The following is an 18,796-nucleotide window of genomic DNA, read 5'->3' on the forward strand; positions in this document are numbered from 1 at the left end:
AGCCAGACCCCTGGAGGGGGTCAACTTTCAAGCGCCGCCACTGGTCCACTTTTCAGCCGTCGCCGACACTTCGTGGCACCTCCGCGGCGAGTGACACGGCGGCGGAAGGCGAGTTTGATTTCGCCGTGGCAGCCGGACCGAGCTATACATCGATCGCTTGGTGCGGATGCGCTGTTGTGACCGCTCCGAGGGTCGATGAGGTCTCCAACGGCAGCACCGTTGCCGCCACGATGGTGGCGACGTTGTGGCCCCTCCGAGGGTCGATGAGGTCCGCGCTCTCGTCGGTCATCCCCGTGGCGGTCGTGAAGTTGTGACCCCTCCGAGGGTCGATGAGGTCGGCCGAGGTGTGACCGCGGTGGGCCGTGGTCAACTGTTGTGACCCCTCCGAGGGTCGATGAGATCCCCGCGCACCCACGCACCCTCTTCCTCGCTCATCGGGTTGTGACCACTCCGAGGGTCGATGAGGTCCCGCTGGCGCCGCGGCCGTCGTACTGCCCTGCTCTAGTTGTGACCACTCCGAGGGTCGGTGAGGTCCGGACGACCCGCTCTCCGCCGTCATCGCCATCGCCAAGTTGTGACCCCTCCGAGGGTCGATGAGGTCCGCCCGCTCGGTTCCTCGGTGACCGCCGTACTCGCGTTGTGACCCCTCCGAAGGTCGATGAGGTCGGCAGGTCGCTGGCCCGGGCGTCCTCGTCAGCTAGCAGTTGTGACCCCTCCGAGGGTCGATGAGGTCCCCCGTCGACCGGCGCCGCGACGCGATCCGCCAGTTCAGGTTGTGACCCCTCCGAGGGTCGATGAGGTCAGGTGGTCACCTACCTCTCCCGGTGGTGGCCTATCCCGTTGTGACCCCTCCGAGGGTCGATGAGGTCGCCGGGGGCAATTCCTCGTCGGCGTTGCCGCTGTAGTGTTGTGACCCCTCCGAGGGTCGATGAGGTCGACGTGCGCAGCTACCAGCGCCAGGTCACCGTGTCCTGTTGTGACCCCTCCGAGGGTCGATGAGGTCGGGTCGGCCGCTGCGGCTCCTACCGGCAGGGCACCGCGTTGTGACCCCTCCGAGGGTCGATGAGGTCCGGAACGGCCGTTCGAGTGAGCCCCGCGCCACTGATGTTGTGACCCCTCCGAGGGTCGATGAGGTCGGCGATGACGTCGTAGCGGACGCCGGTGGTGCGGATGTTGTGACCCCTCCGAGGGTCGATGAGGTCGCGCGATCCTCGACCTGCCCGGCAACCTGCTGGACTTGTTGTGACCCCTCCGAGGGTCGATGAGGTCCTCGCAGCGGTCGGCGACGAGCAGCTGGCCTTCGGGTTGTGACCCCTCCGAGGGTCGATGAGGTCGCCTGGAGAAGGGCACCCCCGCCCTCCGGAAAGAGTTGTGACCCCTCCGAGGGTCGATGAGGTCCCCTGGGCCGGGCTGATCGCCCACGGCCCAAAGCGGATGTTGTGACCCCTCCGAGGGTCGATGAGGTCGCCGTACTGCTCCCGCATCCCCGCCTTCCGGCTCGGCATGTTGTGACCCCTCCGAGGGTCGATGAGGTCCGGCTGTGGGAGCGGACGTTGGGGCTGCGGAGGATGGGTTGTGACCCCTCCGAGGGTCGATGAGGTCCCCGGTCATGTCCGTCACCTTCGCGGGCCCTCTGTCCGTTGTGACCCCTCCGAGGGTCGATGAGGTCCGCGGCCGACACGGGGCAGCCGGTCGCCCTGTTCCTGTTGTGACCCCTCCGAGGGTCGATGAGGTCGCGGCCACCGGGTTCGCCCGCGCCGCCGCCATCGGCAAGTTGTGACCCCTCCGAGGGTCGATGAGGTCGCGATCACCGGCTACAACCCGAAGGACCCGGACAGGTTGTGACCCCTCCGAGGGTCGATGAGGTCACGCCGCGTACTGGTGCGAGGGCAACTGCGGCATGCCGTTGTGACCCCTCCGAGGGTCGATGAGGTCCCGGGGCTGGTCAGGTCGGTCGGATGCACATCCGCCAGGTTGTGACCCCTCCGAGGGTCGATGAGGTCCCCACAGTAAAGCCGCAGGTCAAAGCGGCTTGATCAGGCCGCTTGCCAAGCGTTTTTGCAGCAGACCGCCGGTCGTGCACGCCGGCCCGGTGTGGCGTTGAAAAATGTGCGGAGTACTGGCCGTGCTCAAGCAGGTGCGGTCTACAGGATGTCGCTCGGGACGGGCTCAACTGCGCCCCACTCTAGACGCTGCGGAATGGCGCCTGGTGGGAAGGTGTAGACGAGGACGCTGTCGTAGCTGAGGTCGAGCACGTCTTCGACGTTGCTGTGGAATCGGCGGAGTTGGGCGTCGCTGAGGTGGCCTTCAAAGACGCTGCGCTGGACGTGGTGAAGGTATTTGCGGCAGGTCCGCAGGATCTTGGGGTTGCGTTCGGCGAGGGTGTCGTAGACGACCACGACGTACATGCCGGGGCTACCACCAGATCCGGAAGGGTTTGTACGCGGTGCCCTCCAGGCAGTGCCGGGTGAGGGCGAGGGCTTCGAGGTAGAGCAGTTCGTCGTAGGCGACGTTGCGGCTCAGGCTGCGGTGGGCGACGGTGACGGCGAATTCGTCGCGGACTGTCTGGACGACGAGTTTTCTGCCGGTGTCGCTGAGCATGGCCTGGTTGGTGTCGCGGTCGAAGTGGTGCTCTTTGAGCTGGTTGCGTCCGGACATGCGGAGCAGGAGGCGTTCTGCGAAGAGGGGTTTGAACATCTCCGAGAGGTCCAGGACCAGTGAGTGTCGCTGGCGTTCCATGCTGCTGTGGAGGAAGGCGATGCCGCTGTGGAGCGGGGTGAGCCGTACGGCGGTCAGGACGCGTGCGTAGGTGATGCCGTTGACGTAGCTGATGAAGGCGTTGCCGGCGTTCCTGGGTGGTCGGCGGCTTCGGCCGGCGAGTTGGAGCCAGTCGGGGAGTTTGGTGTCGATGACCTCCCAGGCGGAGCGTCGGAAGGTGCCTTCGGCGCCCATGAGCTGGGCAGAGCTGGTACTGACTTTGACGGACTCCTGGAGTACGGCGTAGGGCCGGGCCAGGAGTTTGCGGTCGACGACTCGGCGGACGTTGAAAGCGCAGGAGTCGACGATGCTGCGGGCGATGGCCAGGCTGGCTTGCGGGTTTTGTGCGGTTCTGGCCTGAGCGAGAACCGTTTCACCTGAGGTGCTGGTCTCGGAGGTGAGCAGTGAGCCGGCGTAGTCGCCGTAGTAGCTGAGCAGGTGGACGTTGATGCGGTGGCGGTTGAGCAGGGAGACGACTGCGGTGTTGAGGTCGGTTTCCGCGCAGGCGACGATGTCGCGCACGTCGGTGACGGGTATGTGGACGTTGTCGGCGTTGTCCCGTTCGATGATCAGGGACTCGTCTTTGCGGCGGATGCGGCACGGGCTGGTCAGCCAGTACGTGCGGGCGGCAGCGGGCATGTCATTCCGTCCAGCAGTAGTCGGTGAAGCTGCAGCCGCGGCATGCCGAGCGTGCCAGGCGGCCGGGAGACGCCGGAGTCGAGGCGAGGGTGAGGACATCGGCGATGTCGGTTCGGGCCTGGGCGGCGGCTTCGGGTGTGTAGAGGTGGCGCTGGGTGCGTCTGGTTTTGGGGTAGTGGAGGACGGCGCCTTGTGCATCGATTCCGACTGCGTGCAGGCGCAGGCAGTAGTGACGGCCTTGGGCCTCGTCGGCGGGGCTGGGGCGAGAGGAGGATTTGACTTCGTGGACCCAGTGGCTGCCGTCGATGAAGTCGAGTTTCGCGGCGCCGAGGTCGACGGGCGTGTTGCGGGTGTAGGAGGTGTCGTGGACGGCTTCGCCGAGTTGCACGGTGGTGCTGAGGTGTTCGGGCCGGATGCCCCGCAGGTACAGCCACAGCTGGCGGGGGCAGTGGTACAGGTATTTGATGTGGACGCCGCCGACGTCGTCCTCGCTGATCACAGGACCTCCCCGGGCGTGTAGGTCTGGCGGGATTCGCGGTGGATGGCCAGCAGGCCCAGTTGGGGGTCGTAGTCGGCGTCGATGATGCGGACGTTCAGGGCCTTGTCGTACTGGGTGAGTGCGGTTCCCCAGGCCGGCAGGGGGATGAGGTACTGGTCTGCGTGCAGGCGGCCGGTCTTCTTGTCGGGGCCTTGGTCGAGGGCTTCCTTGTAGTGGTCGCGGTCATCGGCCAGGACTGCCTCGGTGCCGTCGAATTGCTCGTCGAAGCGCCGGGCGAGGTGGGAGCGGTCGTCGAAGGGTAGGGTGAAGGTGAGGAATGCCTGGTGGAAGTCGTGCTGGTGCTGTTCGACGTTGGTTTTCCAGCGTTCGCCCCAGGGGCCCTGGTAGATCTCGTCGAGCCAGCCGGTGATGATCTGCTCGTCGATGGTCTGGCCGTCGTGGCGGGTGAGGATGTCCCAGCCGAGCTGTGTGGGTATGGCCTCGTAGACTCCGTCGGCCCACAGTTGTGGACGGCTGTCGCGCCGGGTGGTGTAGGCGGGTTGGTGGACGATGACGGGTGCGGGTGCAAGGGTTCCGAGGCGGTTGACGCGGCCGAAGCGCTGGATGAGGGCTTCGAGGTCCGCGGCTGAGGTGTGGCACACGTCCAGGTCGATGTTGAGGGAGACTTCCAGTGCCTGGGTTCCCACTAGGAGGCCGGGCTGCCGGGGTTGGCCGGCTGCGAAGCGTCGCAGGATGCCGGTTTCGATGGCGGTGCGGTCCATCCGGCGGTACCGCGAGTGGAGCAGGTACGCGGAGTCCGGCCCGTAGAGTTGCGTGCACAGCGGCTGCAGGTCCTGGTAGAGGGTGATCGCGTCGCGGACGTTGTTGGCCACCACCAGTACGGAACGGCCGGCGGTGAGATGGTCGCGGATCTCGTCGCGGGAGGTCTTCTCGGTGAGATGAGCCTGGCGGGTGTGGAGGCGGTGGCGTACCGGTGCGGGCGCGTCGTCGGGTGCCTCGACCAGCTGGACCTGGTGGTCCAGCGTGGTTTCCACCAGGCGGGCCAGGGCGGTGGGCAGGGTCGCGGACATTACCGCGATGTGTCCGCCCAGTTCGTGCCAGAGCCGGATCATGGCCAGGATCATGCCGAGGCGGCGGGTGTCGTAGGCGTGCAGTTCGTCCAGGACGAACACGGAGTTGGCGCTGTCGGTCAGGATGCTGGAGTGCACCGGTCCGGCCAGCGCGCCGCGCAGGAGCTGGTAGGGCGTACCGACCCGGACCAGTTCCCGGAAGTTTCTGGTCGCCTCGGCGCGGGAGTGGGCCTTGGCTGCCGCGTCCGCGGTATCGGACGGGTCATCGTGAGTGGCGGTGGTGTCGGGGCAGCCGTCGGCCAGGGCGCGGGCGAGGTGGTAGGAGGCGGCCTTGGAGTGGGCGACGCCGATGCCTTCCGGTGAGTCCAGCTCCGTGCTCAGGCGTTCGGCCATGGCGTTGATGCTGGCCAGGTACGGCAGGAGGTAGAAGACGCGGGGGTTGGCGCGGGTGCGCTGCGACAGGTCAGCGATCTGGGTGACGGCCCACAGCAGGACTGCCTCGGTTTTTCCGCTGCCGGTCCAGGAGCGCAGCAGCAAGTGGCCGCCGACCTGGGCGGCCCGTTCCTGCTGGGGGCGGAGCAGGTGGCCCCGTTCGGCGAGTTTTTTGGCCAGGCGGGTGGGGTAGTCGGCGGTCAGCGGGTGCCGGGTGTGCAGGGGTGAGTGGGCCGAGGACAGGTGGTCGGCCATGGTGACCGCTCCCAGCAGCAGGACCGCGGTTCTCCCGTCGGTGTCCCGGGCTGGCAGTGCCGGCTCCCAGCGGTCCATCAGCTCCTGAAGCAGCTGGTGGGAGCTGCTGGTGAGTTCGTCCATGCCTGCGCGTGGGGATTCCTCGCCGGCCGGCAGGGAGAACCGCCTGGCGGTGGTGTGCAGCCACTCCAGCAGTTCGGTCAGGCGGGCCTGGTCGGCTGGGGTGAATCTGGCGGCGAGGTCTTCGGGCTGGTCGTTGCCGTACTGGTGGAAGACCGGGAGTTTCCGCGTGGGTTCCAGGCCGCAGGTGAAGGAGCGGTGGTGGCCCGCGATCGCGGTGGCGACCCATAGGCGCTGCCCGGCCGGCAGGTCCGCCAGGAGCAGCCCGACGAATCCCAGGGACAGCACTTCGTGGCGCTCACCCCAGACCACGGGCTGCTGGTTGGTGTTGCCGATCATGCGCTGGAATCCGTCGGGCAGTTTTCCCGCGTCGTGCAGCAGGCAGGCCAGAGCCGCCCAGGTCCAGAAGCCCGGCGGCGTGCCGGGAATGTCACCGGTCCGGTCACGGATCCGCAGCAGCGCCTGCAGTGTGTTCAGCAGGTGGCTGGTCAGCAGCTCGCCTGGCTGCCCTGGGGTGCTGGGGCTCTTGGCGCGCAGTTGCTTCAACGTTGCGGTCCCCAGGGTTGTCCGGCGGGCGGTGTCAGGCCGGCCGGGTGGACGGGCGGGAGCAGCGCCACGGCTTGGCCGTGCGCGGTCGCCAGGCCAGCGTCGATGCGGGTGCGGGCGCCGGCGGTCGCGTAGCGGTAGCCGTCCCATTGGGTGTGGGCACGGTCCGGGGAGATGGCGGTGGTCAGCCGTATCCGGGTGCCGACCGCCCCGGGCAGGGCCTCGGGGACGATGGCGTGGCCCTGGTTGCCGGCGGATGCGGCCAGTTCGACGCGTCGGGTGCGGACAGCGGTCAGGTCCTGGCTGCGGCCGAGCCGCAGCGGCCAGACCGGGCGGCGCAGGGCCTGCTCCCACAGGTCGAGGTCTTCGGTGATCCATACGGTGAGGGTGGTGAGGGCCAGGAAGTCGCGGTCTTTGATGGTGGTGTTGGTGGGGGTGCCGGGGGCGCCGAGGGGGTGGTAGGTCTCCAGGTCGGTGCCAGCTCCGGCTGCGTGGAAGGCCATGGCGAACCGGGTCCGGTGGGGTACGCGGTCCCACCCGCCGGCTGCTGCGGCCAGCAGGCCGCCGACGGTGGAGGGCGGGGGGCAGGGCAGTTGGACCTGCAGCCCGGCGTAGAGCGGATTGCGGAAGCTGACGATGGGGGCTGTGGCGGTCACTTCCAGGGCAGGGGTCATGGCTCGCTTCCTCGCGGGCGGACGGCGCGGATCGCCGGAACGGGCGGTGTCCCCTCAAAGGGTCAAATCGGATACCGTGGCAGCAACCGCTGCTTACGCGGCGGGGTCTTCGAACCACTCGTCGTGGGCGCCCGCCTCGAACTCGTCGGCGAGGCCGTTCAGCACCGTGCGCGGGTGTCCGAAGATCAGTTTCTCGCCCTTGATGAGGTCGGCGAGGTCGCTTCGGGCGCGGTCGCGCTGGCCACCGAGGAAGCCAGGGGCCCATCCGATGCGCACGGGTCCGTCCAGTTCACCGGACCATGCCTCGATCTCCTCGCGGAGGATGTCCGCGTCGAAGTACGTGGTGCGCTCGCGTTCCCGCACCACCCGGGTGAACGGGTTGGTCCCGCCCAGCAGCGGCGCGAGGATCAGCAGGCCGGGCGTGCGGTCGCCGTAGTGCGCGGACTGCTTGGCGCCGCCCTTGACGACCGCCATCGTGCGCAGCAGCACCGCGACCCGGCGGCGGCGCTCCGCCAGGGGCAGCCGCACGCAGTCCACCCCGCGCAGCGTCATCCGGCTGCCGCCGCCCTCGACCACGGCGGCGGCCACCGGCTCCGGCACAGCAGGCTTGGCGCTCTTGCCCCCGGTTTCGAAGGCGCCCACGCGCGGCAGATCCAGCAGCAGGTCACCTGCCAGGTCCGCGGTGTACATCTCGTGCTCGTGGATCACCGGGTGTTCGTCCGGGCCCATGTCGCGGCTCATCGTGCCGAAGTCCATGACCGGTACGGTCGGCACCACCGCGACCAGGGTGCCGGTCGCCAGGACCGTGTCCCGCATGAACGTCTTGGACTCGCCCTTCTTGGCGCCGTCCTCGTCCGCCTTGACCGCGATCATGTAACCGAACAGGTCATCGTCCACGTACAGGTCGGGACGGCCGCCGGTGTACGCCTGCTGCTTCTTTCCCTCTCCGCTGCGCACCACCGGCGAGGTGGCCTCACCAGCCGGCAGGCTGTCGCGAAGCCAACGCCGGCTCGCCTGAGCGGACACGTACGGGTACACGTCTCGGCCGGTCTTGAACTGCTTGACCATGCCCCGGTTGTCCTCGCCACGGCCGTTGTTGGGGGCCCCGGCCTTGACCTCCAGGATGCTCTGCCCCACCAGGAACGTCATTGCCCCACCTCTTCCTCGTTGTCGGCGCCGGCGGCGCCGGCCAGGTCGTCCTTGATCTCCTGGAGTTCCTGCTGCGAGCCCTTGGGCTGCCAGCCGGCCTCTGCCAGCGCCTCCAGCACCGCGAACACCAGCAACCGGCGCCAGGACCAGGCACGCTCGTCCTCGAACAGCAGCCGGTAATCCCGCACCGGCAACAGCACCGGCGATGTCTCCGCAGGCCGCGGGAACAGCAGCCACTCCACACCCTTGGAACGGAACCACCCGTACAGGTTCCCGCCCTTGGAGTTCGCCCGGATGAAGTCCCGGAACGGCCCCGGACGGCTGTCCTGCCCCAGCAGCGCGGCGAGCCGCCGCGCCAGCTCCCCGATCCGTTCGACGTCCTTGTCGTCCATGGTCAGCACCTCACGGCAGTAGGAGTAAACAAGCGGAGCCAGCGCCGGCGTCTGCGCCGGAACAAGCACGGTCGCGGAAACCTCGGCCAGCAAGCGCCCGACAGTGAAGTCCAGGACCTGCGCCGGACGGGTGAAAGCCCGCTTGGCCAAGAACGCCTCGCCCGGCACCTGCTTGGTCCCCTGCGTGGCCACCAGCGCCGGGTAACCGGCACGGCGCTTCGAATCCCGCTGAGTGGACCGCAGCCACTCGGCAACGGGCTGCCCCAGCTCCTGGGTCACCAGGAGCTGCTCCTTGTTCGAGTTGGACAGCACGATCAGCTCCACACCGCAGGTGATCCGCCGGCCGTAGGCACGCACAGCGGACAGCACCGCCAACTCCCGCGCGTACGCAGAGGGCTTGGGCCCCTTGGCCGCCCCGGCAACGGCAGCCTGCCGGGTGCGGGCCACCGCGGTACGGGTCATGTCAGCCAGGAAGCCGTCGTCCCAGGAGTGGATCACCGCCGCCCGCCCGCCCGACAGGGCCGCACCGTAGGGGAACGCCCACAAGCTGGCCACGCACGGGTAGCACAGCGCGGTCCCATCGTGGCCCCGCGCGGTGGTGTTGCGGTGCCCGATGCTCGCGCCCAGCGGAATATCGACCTTCCCGAACCACCCGCACGCCGCACGCCCGCAATACGCGCACGGCACCCCAGGCCAGTCGGCCGGCCCCGCCAGGACCCGCCACTCGCGGATCAGCCTCTCGCGCTCCTCGGGCGCCTGCCTGCCCCGCGCCGTCGGATTCAACTTCGAGTTCGGCCACAGCATGTAGCTGGCCCCCAGCCAGAAACCACCAGGATCAGCAGCCTTCGCGACCCGGACGGTGCCCACCAGGTCCCGGGTCATGCCGTCCACGGCCCGAGTGAACATCTCACCGGTCAACTCCTGCGGGTGCTCGACACCGGCCAGCCCGGCCAGCGCAAACGCCCCGATCCGCTGCAACGGACTCGCAGTCAGCACAACCGACGACTGCTGATGCGACACCTCAGCCATCTCCACCGCTCCTCCCAACGCCTGTGAACCAGCAGCCCGGTAAGCCCCAGCTCCCGAGCGCATTCCGCAGGTCATCCACCGATCCACCCCATACCGGCGCTGTTGGCCTGGCCCACGCCCCACGAGGCAATCGCGGACAGCGTCTCCGGCGCCCCCGACACCGAGACCTCCACGCAAGCGCCCGGCTTCTTTCCCCCCGCGCCACCGGCACCCGCCACAGCGAAGGACCGCTTCGGCCCGACCCAACCGACACCCTCCAACGTCACATCCGGGTCCAGGCCCAGCGTCTCCGCCTTGCGCCGCAGGTTGCCCTGCACGTAGACGTCCCACTCCGGCTCACCCGGCAGACACCACGCCTGCCGGCCAACGCGCTCCCCGGCTTCGTCCCGCCCCGACGACTTCATCACCACCGGCGTCACCGTCCTGAACACCGCCCGCCCCGACGCGAAAACCGGAGCCTGGACGGCCTCGATCCTGTCCACGATGAACGCGGTCGCACCCCACGCCAGCACCGGCATCGACGCCAATGCCGCCGCCCACCCCTCCACCACCTCCGGCAGCGGACTCCCCAGCTCCACAACCCCGGGCCCATCCGCCGCGTACACACCCCGGCGCCGCCTGGCCGCAGGAAAAACCGGCGCCCCATACCCGAACGGCACCATCGCGTGCGGCCCCCACCCCTTCGCGTGAAGCACCCTTCCCAACTCCGGCGCACTCCGCTCCAACAACGCATACGACAACGCACGCCCCGGAGCCAGAACCTCACCCCAACCCAGCTCACGCGCCCCCGTATGGAAGGTCAACCGCAGCCGCACAACACCCGCCCCCTCGATCCCAAGCCCACGACCAGCAACTGAGCAGCAGCCGAACAGCGTTGTCAGTGGTCACTGCGACAGTGGGGAACCCCGGCCCACGCAGCCACCAACTCGACTGCACACGCTAGCCCTCCTCGGTAGAATTCCCAGCGAAACAGCGGAAACTCAGGCACGACGGATCAGGTAGTGCATACTGCAGTCAAAATGACTTTCGCTACGCTGGCCTGTGCATCAGCCTCCACCTTCAGACCCGTCAACCGCGAGCCAACGGGGTAGCAACTGCCTGAGCTTCCGCTGCGACCACCGTCGGAGGCACACCTCATCGCCCCTTCAAGGGGTCCGGCAGCCAGATACACCCCACACGGAGACCCGCATGGCACATCTTCGTCACCCCCCGTAGCCCAGTAATTTCAGCGCCACGCCCGGGTTGCCGACACAACCGACGACCCACTGAAAAATGCGGCTCCTGCCGACCCGCAACCGTGCCCACGACCAGCGGCTTTACCGTGGGGTCCTCATCGCCCCTGCGAGGGGTAGCAACGACGGCTCGGGCGCCTTCCTCGATCCCGAGTGCCTGTCCTCATCGCCCCTGCGAGGGGTAGCAACGCGCGGTTCACCGGGGTGCTCAACTGGCGGCCGCCGGGTCCTCATCGCCCCTGCGAGGGGTAGCAACACTCCCACCGCAGAGCGTCTGCGAGACACTCCTTCCGGTCCTCATCGCCCCTGCGAGGGGTAGCAACGGGCAGCGGACGAGCCAGGTGGTGCGGCCGGTTGTGTTGTCCTCATCGCCCCTGCGAGGGGTAGCAACGCTGCGGCGAGCGCTGGCTCCGCGACGGCGTGAACCAGTCCTCATCGCCCCTGCGAGGGGTAGCAACCCGAGGTGTTCGGCGGCGGCGACCAGGAGGCCGGTGTCCTCATCGCCCCTGCGAGGGGTAGCAACTCCGATCCCCTTCGCGGTGGCCGCGATGGTCCGCCCGTGTCCTCATCGCCCCTGCGAGGGGTAGCAACATGGAGCGCTCCAGTTGGCCGCTGGCGAACGCGCTGGTCCTCATCGCCCCTGCGAGGGGTAGCAACAGGTCGGTCCGGCCGGTGATCTGCGCGAGGCCGGGAGTCCTCATCGCCCCTGCGAGGGGTAGCAACACGACCTGGAGTACCGCTACACCAGGGGCGGTGAGGGGTCCTCATCGCCCCTGCGAGGGGTAGCAACACGACCTGGAGTACCGCTACACCAGGGGCGGTGAGGGGTCCTCATCGCCCCTGCGAGGGGTAGCAACTCACCCCGTCGATCGCTGTGTTCCTCAGCGGCTGGGCGTCCTCATCGCCCCTGCGAGGGGTAGCAACATGACGACGCCATCACCGGCGCCCTCGCCATCGCGCCGTCCTCATCGCCCCTGCGAGGGGTAGCAACCGGCCGAGTTCGCGGGCGACGATGGCGGCCTCCGTGGTCCTCATCGCCCCTGCGAGGGGTAGCAACAGTACGGCACCCGGGTGCGTGGCCACCCGGCGCACCAGTCCTCATCGCCCCTGCGAGGGGTAGCAACCACGTGGGCGATGTCCACGGCGTCATAGCCAGCACCGTCCTCATCGCCCCTGCGAGGGGTAGCAACAGGGCGGCTTCAAGGGCGCGCAGGCCGGTGGTGTGGGGTCCTCATCGCCCCTGCGAGGGGTAGCAACATCGCGGCGAACAGGCTGACCAGGGTGGCGAACCGGGTCCTCATCGCCCCTGCGAGGGGTAGCAACGCGGCATCCAGCCCCTGCAGTCGGGGCAGCTCGCCGGTCCTCATCGCCCCTGCGAGGGGTAGCAACGGAGAGCGGCCACCGTGCCGATGCGGGGGGCGACCCGTCCTCATCGCCCCTGGGAGGGGTAGCAACTTGACGCGTCGTCGGCTGAGGCTGTTGCTTCCTTCGCGGGTCGTTAGTGTGGAAGCCCTGTGGCGCCGCTGGAGCGGATCGCTTCCACGATGGCGTGGTGGAGGGCGGTTAGGCCCGCCTGCGGCATGGCGCGGGGCTGCCTTGGAGGTGGTACCAGTCGTCTGCGCTCGTGTACTGGATGGTGATCTCGGCGTGAGTGCCAAGGTCGGTGGTGCTGACGGTGAGGTCGCCGGTGATGACGCCGACCTCGACGGTCATCGCGCCGCCGGGCCCCGCCTGGACCCGGTGGGTAAGCCGGGCCGGCGGCTGCGGGGTGGGCATCAGAGGGTGGGACAGGTGTCGAGCATCTCGGCCAGAGCATCCATTTCCGCCCCGGTGACGTTGAGGTTGTAGAAATCCTTCACGTCGATCCAGGCCCGGGAGTAGGTGCACCAGTAGGACCGCTGGGGGCGCCACTGGTCCGGGGGCTGGTCGCCCTTCTGCCGGTTGCTGGAGGCGGACACGGCGATGAGCTGGGGGCGGGTCAGGTCGTTGGCGAAGGCGCGGCGCTGGTCGGTGGTCCACTCATCGGCTCCGGCACGCCAACCGGCTGCCAGCGGCACCACGTGGTCGATGTCAATCATGGAGGCGGAGGTGATCTCCTTGCTGTCGTACGGACTGGTCCAGGTGCCGGAGATAGCGCGGCACTGATCGTCCTGCTTGACGTCCTGCCCGTCGCGCTGGAGTACCACTTCGCGGGTGTCGCAGGCGCCGTGCTGGGTGATCCAGTGCGGGAGCTTCGCCCGGGAGTAGCCGGCCATGGAGTGCGGCTCGGCCACAGTGAGTTGCGCGAGCTCGGTCCGGGCGGTGTCGGCCGGAGACGGCTCCTGCAGGGCCGCGGGCGTGATGACGCGCGGTACCGCTGCGGCAGTGGCGGCGTGAGAGGTATCGGCAAGCGTGTGGTCGGCTGCCGGAACCGGCGCGGCAACCCCTGCGGTGAGACCAGCGGCCAGCACGGCCACGGCGGCGAAGGCATGCCGAGTGCGGAGAAGGTTCATGTGAAGGGCCTATCCCGGCGACACGATCCCGCATTCCTCGCCAACAGCACCTATCACCCAAATTGACGTCCGCGTCAGGTGAGTTCACAGCGGACGAGCAACGATCCGCTCCGCGGTAAGGTCCGTACCGGCCCTGTCAGCGGCGCCCCGACCAGACACCGGACAACACAAGGCCGACGCTCGACCCCAACGTACCTTCAAAAGAACGCACTAGAGGGTACGGATAACACATGGTTCCGCTCGAGGAGGCGTGGGACAGCACTGCTTCGACCTGGACGGTCAAGGAGCGCGAGGCGTACGCGAACGACTTGGGGGACGCGAGGGCGCTGATCGCGGTCTCGGCGAAGGCGAAACCCGGTCCAAGGGCGAGCAGGATCCGGCGACGTGGCTGCTGCCGTCCACCGGCTACCGCTGCACCTACGTCATCAAGTAGATCGCCGACAAGACCCGGTGAGGCCTGGACACCGACGCCACCGAGCAGGCCGCCCTCGCCCGCTGCCCCGCCGCAGTCATCACGGTGACCACAGCCCGGTAGCGGCCAGGAGAGCGGAGGTCCGGCTGCCGTGTCCTGTCCTGCGCCGTAACGCTGCTCCCGGGTATTTCAGGGCGCGCCAAGCGTCGGGCGTTCAGCGGGACTGATCACGTCGCTGGTTGTACGCACCATCGTGTAAGTCCGGCTGTCCCATCGGTACAGCGGGTGCCCGTGGCGCCGCCCGGCCTGGTTCGGGCGTCTTGTTGCAGTCGGGTGGAGTCTTGGCCAGGCATCCGCGTTCGGATGAATCCGAGCATATACCGCGTGCAAACGCCGTCTTTTGGGTGATGGTTTGGGTCTGTTGCTGCGGGCTACCATCAAGGAGGTTCCATCTGCTTGTGCAATTTCACGGATGGAACGGAGGTTGGCGGTAGCCGGTCGGCGCGGCTTGCGTGTAGGTCGCAAATGCGGTGTGCGAGCAGTCGTCTTCGCTGGTCGGAAGGGCTCAACGCGGGAGGATATCGCGATGTACGACAACGGCGTGGCGGCAGATTCGATCATGGGCGTGGAGTGGGTGAAGAGCGGGGCCAGTGCTCCGCAAGGCGATTGCGTTGAAGTGGCCCAGCTTGCAAACGGCGATGTGGCACTGCGCAATTCCCGCCACACCGGGGGTCCTGCGCTGGTGTACACGCGTTCGGAGTTCCGTGCTTTCGTGGCCGGAGCCCGCGACGGGGACTTCGACAACATGACTGTCTGAAAAGCACTCACCAGAGCTTGCCTTGGGCCGGGCTCGGCGACAGGCTATGGGCTGTCATATGCCAGCCGATGGTGAGGAGTCGGGGTGACGAGTCCGACATTGAGGCTTGTGCAGACGGGCGCGGAGATGCAGGTAGGACCGGCTGCCGCAGGTCGGGTGATCGGCTCGCACCTGCGGCGGCTCCGAGAGCAGCAGGGCTTGAAGCTGGCGGACGTCGCTCCGCTGGTTGGTATCTCGGTGGCCACGCTGAGCCGGCTGGAGCGGGGCAAGCACCCGCCCAAGGAACAGAACGTCATGCGTCTTCTGGACTTCTACGGCGTCCAGCGTCCGGCGGACCTTGAAGCCATACGGCAGTTGCTGGTGCAGGCTGAGAAGAAGGAGTGGTGGCACCAGTTCAACGATGTCTTGCCGGGGTGGATGCAGCGGCTGGTCGCCACCGAGGCGACGTCGACAGAGATTCGTACCTACCACTGCCAGTACATTCCAGGACTGCTGCAGACTCCGGACTATGCGCGGGCCGTTGTGAGCATGGCGTTTGCCAAGCCGGCCGAGTCAGCCCGGCAGATCCAGCGCAAAGTGGAGGTGCGCCTGCAGCGTCAACAGATCCTCAACCAGGCTGATCCACCGCGGTATTTCGCGCTTCTGGACGAGGGGATTCTGCGCCGCCCCGTCGGCACCATACCTGTCTTCCGGGGACAGTTGCGGAACCTGTACAGCCTGGAAGAGAACTCCGATCAGGTGAGCATCCGCGTCATTCCCTTCACGGCTGCGATATCCGGGATGTCACCCGCCCCGGCGCTGACCTACCTGAAATTCGCCCAAGGCGATACGCAGGAACTTATCTATCTGGAGCAGCATCCGACCGGCGGCCGGTATCTGAGCGCACCCCAGGAGATCGAGGAATACCGGCGGGCGCTGCTTGACCTGGCCAGCGCGGCGGCGGACAGGGAGTCGAGCATGCGCATGCTGGTGGAGGCGATCAATGATCTGGAGGACCGCTGAGCCAGCTCTTCCGGCGTCTGGATCTATTCAGGTGATCTCGGCCACGCCGCCGAACTCCACCCACTCAAGGCTTCTCATGCGGGGAGTGACTTCGCCGTCGGGACGCCAGCGGGACACTTCGCACAGCTCGTCCACGACGCGCATCCGCGGGGAGCTGAAGTACCGGCGTACTTCCTCCATCGAGCGCACCCGCCCCCAGGCGCCCCCCGTGGTCTCGTGCATGAAATCTGTGACCTCGTCCCGGACGGCCGCGTCGTCGCTGGCCAGCTGGCAGACAACGAGGTAGCTGCCGGAGGGTAACTCGTCTGCGAAGCGGGCGACCAGGCCCCAGGGATCGTCTCTGTCCGGGATGCAGTGCAGGACCGAGACGAAGAGCACCGCTACGGGGTGCCTCAGGTCAATCAGCCGTCCGACTTCCGGCCGGCCCAGGACATCGTCGGGGTTGCGCATGTCCGCGGCGATCACCGCGGTGTTGTTGTTGGTTTCGAGCATCAGCCGGCCCTGCGCGAAGACCAGGGGGTCATTGTCTATGTAGACGACGCGCGATGCGGGGTCTACCCGCTGGGCAACTTGGTGCACGTTGTCCTGCGTCGGCAGTCCGGATCCGTGATCGACGAACTGCCGTATTCCGGCATTGGCAAGGAATCGAACGACCCTCTTCAGGAACGCGCGATTGATAAGCGCCAGCTCCCGGGTATTGGGTGCCATCGTGAGGAGTTCGTCGCACGCCTCCCGGTCCGCACGGAAGTTGTCGGTCCCCCCGAGCAAGTAGTCGTACATCCGTGCGACACTGGGCTGATTGACATTGATCGATCCGGAAGAAATGGGTTGCTCCCCGCAGCCGTTCCGTCGGCGCTCCCGATGGGAGAGTCCGCCCCTCGCGCGAGATGATGTTACGAGCAAACGGCAGTCACGGGCCAGTCCGTTGGCCGAGAAACTGGGCTCAGTGGGAGTGAATCACCCCCATCCGGGTGGAACAATCTTGCCCGCGCGCACAACCCGCCGACTGAGCAAGCCCCCCTGCTGGCATATGCCGGACTGTAGGCGGGGGGGCGCACATTCACCGAAACGCCCGGAGCGCCGCCTGCAGCCGGCCGGCGAGGACCGGCTCATCAATACCCATCAATTCGGCCGCGACGTGTGCGGGCAAGCCCAACCGGTAGCGGAGCACGAGGACGTCCGCGTGCTGCTCGCCCAGAATGTCGTAGGGGGCGCGGGGTACATGGCCGGCGGCTCCGGCGGCCCGAGCCGTCAGAAGCCGCCACGACGCTGCGGCGGGCGACGGACTGCGGAGAGCCTGGGGCCAGGACATCGCGAGGTCGCCCAAGGCCGCCTGGACCAAGGGGCGGGCATGGACCGCACCTCCCACCCGGACGGAGATATATCGCAAATACAGGCTCTGCCTGTGCGCGCAGAAGGCAGTGAAGGACAAGGGCATCCTGACTGTGGTGAGCCCAGTGGTCGGCCAGTACGGGATCATGGCTAACTCCTCCCGTCAGGGCGGTAAGCAAGCGGGTCCTGTTCAGGTCCGGTGGCGAGCGGACCTTTCGGGGCAGCGCGGGTTCCAGGCCGGCCAGCGGCACGCCACAAGGGCCGCACTCGCGAGGCATCCCCTCCCAGCGCAGCCACCACCGCCGCCGCAGGCTCCCAGCGCGATGGGATCTCGCCCCGCAGAATTCCGGCAGCAGTGGGGATGGTGATATCCCCGTCGGCCCTTTCGATCAGTGCTGCCGCGGACGGGCAGCCGGCCGCCAGGTGCAGACCGCGCACCGCTTGCCGGAACGCTTCAGCCGCCCCGTCCGGTGTCCGCGGCACAGCGGTGTGGCCGCCCCCCCACACCCACAACTGCCGCAGGTCCGCAGGCACCGCCCCCAGGGCACCGGCGACCAGTCCCAACTCCGGCCACGTCGGCAACTGCGCGCCCGACAGCACCGCCTGCACTTCCCGGGCGCTCAGTCCGGTCGCCTGCTCAATCGCCGACGCCGAAACCGCGCGGGACCGCTGGAGGAACGCCAGCGCCTCGACGAGCTGACGCCGGGCACGCAGATCGCCTGACGCACCGGCCCCAGATCCCCCGGCTGCCAACGCGGCCGAAGGTGAGGTGCCCGGCGAACGCGTCGCAGGCGTCGGCACACGGCGGATGACGCGTGCAGCATTCCACCGGCCGCGGGCAGCCGCGACAGTGACCCCCGCCGCCAGCGCCACGTCATCCCAGCCAGCACCATCCCTACGAGCCCGGTGGACCGCGGACGGGAGGTAGCCCTCCATCTGCTCTGCGACATCGTTGAAGCGGCTCATCAGTTCCGCCAGGGCCGCCCCCGCGCGCTCAGCCTCCAGCAGGGCGGCACTCGCCTCGGCAATCCGCTCGGCAACCTCGCCACCGGTCTGCGCCCCCGGAAGCGACACCGCCGACTGCGAGGCGTCCCGTGCCCGCTGCGCCTGCCGTCGGCACGCTGGCGAACAGTAGTCCTTGCGCCGCCCCGGGCCCGACCGTTGGGCGAAGCTCCGCCCGCACACCGGATTCGCGCACCAGGCCGTCAGTACACCCATGACGTCCTCCACCTGGATCCACGTTGTGCGCGGGCACCTGAAAGACGTCCTGTCGCCTGCCCGACCGCACGCTGACCAGTTGCCGGCCGGGAACCGGCCGGCAACTGCCGAAGGCTGCCTACTCGATCCGCCCGCGCAGCCAGAAGACCGTCGGGGGCTCTACATCCGAAAGCGCGGCGCAGAAACCAGGGAGCACCCCCATGACCAGCTCCCCGCCGAATGCCGCCTGGCACACGGTGAGCACCAGCAGCACGCAACTCCAGGACACCGAGAAGGCGAAAACTGTCGGCCCTCGGGTTTGCATCCGCTCCAGGGACGGGATGATTAAGTCCGGCAGCGCCGACGGCGGTTCGTCCGCATCTCGGCGCACGTGTTCATCCAACGTGTACTCCAAAGGTCAACGGTGTGATGGACGCACGCCCTGAGGGCTCCGAGACAGGCCGCTAACCGCTCGGAGCCCTCGCTGTGCGAGCGCTCTCCGCAACCTAACCCGCTCCCCGTCCCGTCGGCGACTGCCGGACACCGTGCAAAGTGCCGTGAAATTCCACCGACCCTCTGCGGCCCTAACAACCTGCACCCATTAGTTACACACGCGGTCACCTGACGATCGACCACGTTGCTCACCCGCTCACTCCATGATTCTAATCAGTCATAAAACACCACTTCCAATCAACATATGGACTTTCCGCCCGCGACGCGCTTTCGATCCCCCGATCGATCCGCTCATCC

The 18,796-nt window shown here is 67.9% G+C and carries 17 protein-coding genes, 1 pseudogene and 2 CRISPR repeat arrays; of the genes and pseudogenes, 4 read left to right on the forward strand and 14 right to left on the reverse strand.

Going from position 1 to position 18,796, the window contains the following annotated elements; translation table 11 throughout:
• Nucleotides 1–173: 173 nt before the first annotated feature.
• Nucleotides 174–2,003: a CRISPR direct-repeat array (repeat unit 30 nt; unit sequence GTTGTGACCCCTCCGAGGGTCGATGAGGTC).
• Nucleotides 2,004–2,144: 141 nt separating this feature from the next.
• The 8 genes from cas2 to ACFO3J_RS27190 all read right to left on the reverse strand — a co-directional run bounded on the left by cas2 (nt 2,145) and on the right by ACFO3J_RS27190 (nt 10,044).
• Complete coding sequence (gene cas2 / locus ACFO3J_RS27155) at nt 2,145–2,408, reverse strand: CRISPR-associated endonuclease Cas2 (protein WP_386434539.1); 264 nt, start codon at nt 2,406–2,408, stop codon at nt 2,145–2,147.
• A gap of 7 nt (nt 2,409–2,415) precedes the next feature.
• Nucleotides 2,416–3,396 carry a type I-B CRISPR-associated endonuclease Cas1b gene (gene cas1b, locus ACFO3J_RS27160; protein WP_386434542.1) on the reverse strand — a complete coding sequence of 327 codons (981 nt, stop codon included), beginning with the start codon at nt 3,394–3,396 and terminating at the stop codon, nt 2,416–2,418.
• Between the two features lies 1 nt (nt 3,397).
• On the reverse strand, nt 3,398–3,895 hold the full coding sequence (locus tag ACFO3J_RS27165; protein WP_386434544.1) for a CRISPR-associated protein Cas4: 498 nt from the start codon (nt 3,893–3,895) through the stop codon (nt 3,398–3,400).
• Nucleotides 3,892–6,318: a CRISPR-associated helicase Cas3' gene (cas3, locus tag ACFO3J_RS27170; protein ID WP_386434546.1), complete on the reverse strand. Its 2,427-nt coding sequence runs from the start codon at nt 6,316–6,318 to the stop codon at nt 3,892–3,894. The genes ACFO3J_RS27165 and cas3 overlap by 4 nt, the downstream gene beginning before the upstream one ends.
• Nucleotides 6,315–6,992: a CRISPR-associated protein Cas5 gene (gene cas5, locus ACFO3J_RS27175; RefSeq protein WP_386434548.1), complete on the reverse strand. Its 678-nt coding sequence runs from the start codon at nt 6,990–6,992 to the stop codon at nt 6,315–6,317. The genes cas3 and cas5 overlap by 4 nt, the downstream gene beginning before the upstream one ends.
• A 93-nt stretch (nt 6,993–7,085) precedes the next feature.
• A complete protein-coding gene (cas7i, locus tag ACFO3J_RS27180; protein WP_386434550.1) occupies nt 7,086–8,141 on the reverse strand; it encodes a type I-B CRISPR-associated protein Cas7/Cst2/DevR in 1,056 nt (351 codons plus the stop codon).
• Entirely contained in the window at nt 8,138–9,562 is a 1,425-nt protein-coding gene (locus ACFO3J_RS27185) for a hypothetical protein (RefSeq protein ID WP_386434553.1), read from the reverse strand. Before ACFO3J_RS27185 ends, cas7i begins: the two co-directional genes overlap by 4 nt.
• 71 nt (nt 9,563–9,633) lie before the next feature.
• Complete coding sequence (locus ACFO3J_RS27190; RefSeq protein WP_386434556.1) at nt 9,634–10,044, reverse strand: CRISPR-associated endoribonuclease Cas6; 411 nt, start codon at nt 10,042–10,044, stop codon at nt 9,634–9,636.
• A gap of 1 nt (nt 10,045) precedes the next feature.
• Between ACFO3J_RS27190 and ACFO3J_RS27195 the strand changes: the two genes are divergently transcribed.
• Nucleotides 10,046–10,252, forward strand: a complete 207-nt coding sequence (locus ACFO3J_RS27195; protein ID WP_386434559.1) for a hypothetical protein — start codon at nt 10,046–10,048, stop codon at nt 10,250–10,252.
• A 636-nt stretch (nt 10,253–10,888) separates the two neighbouring features.
• Nucleotides 10,889–12,249: a CRISPR direct-repeat array (repeat unit 30 nt; unit sequence GTCCTCATCGCCCCTGCGAGGGGTAGCAAC).
• 108 nt (nt 12,250–12,357) lie between these two features.
• On the opposite strand, the gene ACFO3J_RS27200 is transcribed toward ACFO3J_RS27195, so the two are convergent.
• On the reverse strand, nt 12,358–12,570 hold the full coding sequence (locus ACFO3J_RS27200) for a hypothetical protein (protein ID WP_386434561.1): 213 nt from the start codon (nt 12,568–12,570) through the stop codon (nt 12,358–12,360).
• Entirely contained in the window at nt 12,570–13,286 is a 717-nt protein-coding gene (locus ACFO3J_RS27205; protein ID WP_386434564.1) for an HNH endonuclease family protein, read from the reverse strand. Before ACFO3J_RS27205 ends, ACFO3J_RS27200 begins: the two co-directional genes overlap by 1 nt.
• Nucleotides 13,287–13,513: 227 nt before the next feature.
• Here ACFO3J_RS27205 and ACFO3J_RS27210 point away from each other — a divergent pair.
• From ACFO3J_RS27210 to ACFO3J_RS27220, 3 genes and pseudogenes are all read left to right on the forward strand, one after another.
• Nucleotides 13,514–13,821: pseudogene (locus ACFO3J_RS27210) on the forward strand (HNH endonuclease family protein); the annotation flags it as partial.
• A 463-nt stretch (nt 13,822–14,284) separates the two neighbouring features.
• Nucleotides 14,285–14,515 (forward strand): DUF397 domain-containing protein, encoded by a 231-nt coding sequence (locus ACFO3J_RS27215; protein WP_386434566.1) that lies wholly within the window; start codon nt 14,285–14,287, stop codon nt 14,513–14,515.
• A gap of 84 nt (nt 14,516–14,599) precedes the next feature.
• A complete protein-coding gene (locus ACFO3J_RS27220) occupies nt 14,600–15,517 on the forward strand; it encodes a helix-turn-helix domain-containing protein (protein WP_386434569.1) in 918 nt (305 codons plus the stop codon).
• A gap of 27 nt (nt 15,518–15,544) precedes the next feature.
• On the opposite strand, the gene ACFO3J_RS27225 is transcribed toward ACFO3J_RS27220, so the two are convergent.
• From ACFO3J_RS27225 to ACFO3J_RS27240, 4 genes are all read right to left on the reverse strand, one after another.
• Nucleotides 15,545–16,342, reverse strand: a complete 798-nt coding sequence (locus ACFO3J_RS27225) for an SAM-dependent methyltransferase (RefSeq protein WP_386434685.1) — start codon at nt 16,340–16,342, stop codon at nt 15,545–15,547.
• Nucleotides 16,343–16,577: 235 nt separating this feature from the next.
• On the reverse strand, nt 16,578–16,997 hold the full coding sequence (locus ACFO3J_RS27230) for a hypothetical protein (protein ID WP_386434572.1): 420 nt from the start codon (nt 16,995–16,997) through the stop codon (nt 16,578–16,580).
• A 2-nt stretch (nt 16,998–16,999) separates the two neighbouring features.
• Nucleotides 17,000–18,067 carry a hypothetical protein gene (locus ACFO3J_RS27235; RefSeq protein ID WP_386434574.1) on the reverse strand — a complete coding sequence of 356 codons (1,068 nt, stop codon included), beginning with the start codon at nt 18,065–18,067 and terminating at the stop codon, nt 17,000–17,002.
• Between the two features lie 118 nt (nt 18,068–18,185).
• Nucleotides 18,186–18,461 carry a hypothetical protein gene (locus ACFO3J_RS27240; protein WP_386434577.1) on the reverse strand — a complete coding sequence of 92 codons (276 nt, stop codon included), beginning with the start codon at nt 18,459–18,461 and terminating at the stop codon, nt 18,186–18,188.
• Between the last annotated feature and the right edge of the window lie 335 nt (nt 18,462–18,796).

Origin of the sequence: Streptomyces polygonati (assembly GCF_042650325.1) — a bacterium.
GTDB classification, from domain to species: Bacteria; Actinomycetota; Actinomycetes; order Streptomycetales; family Streptomycetaceae; genus Actinacidiphila; species Actinacidiphila polygonati.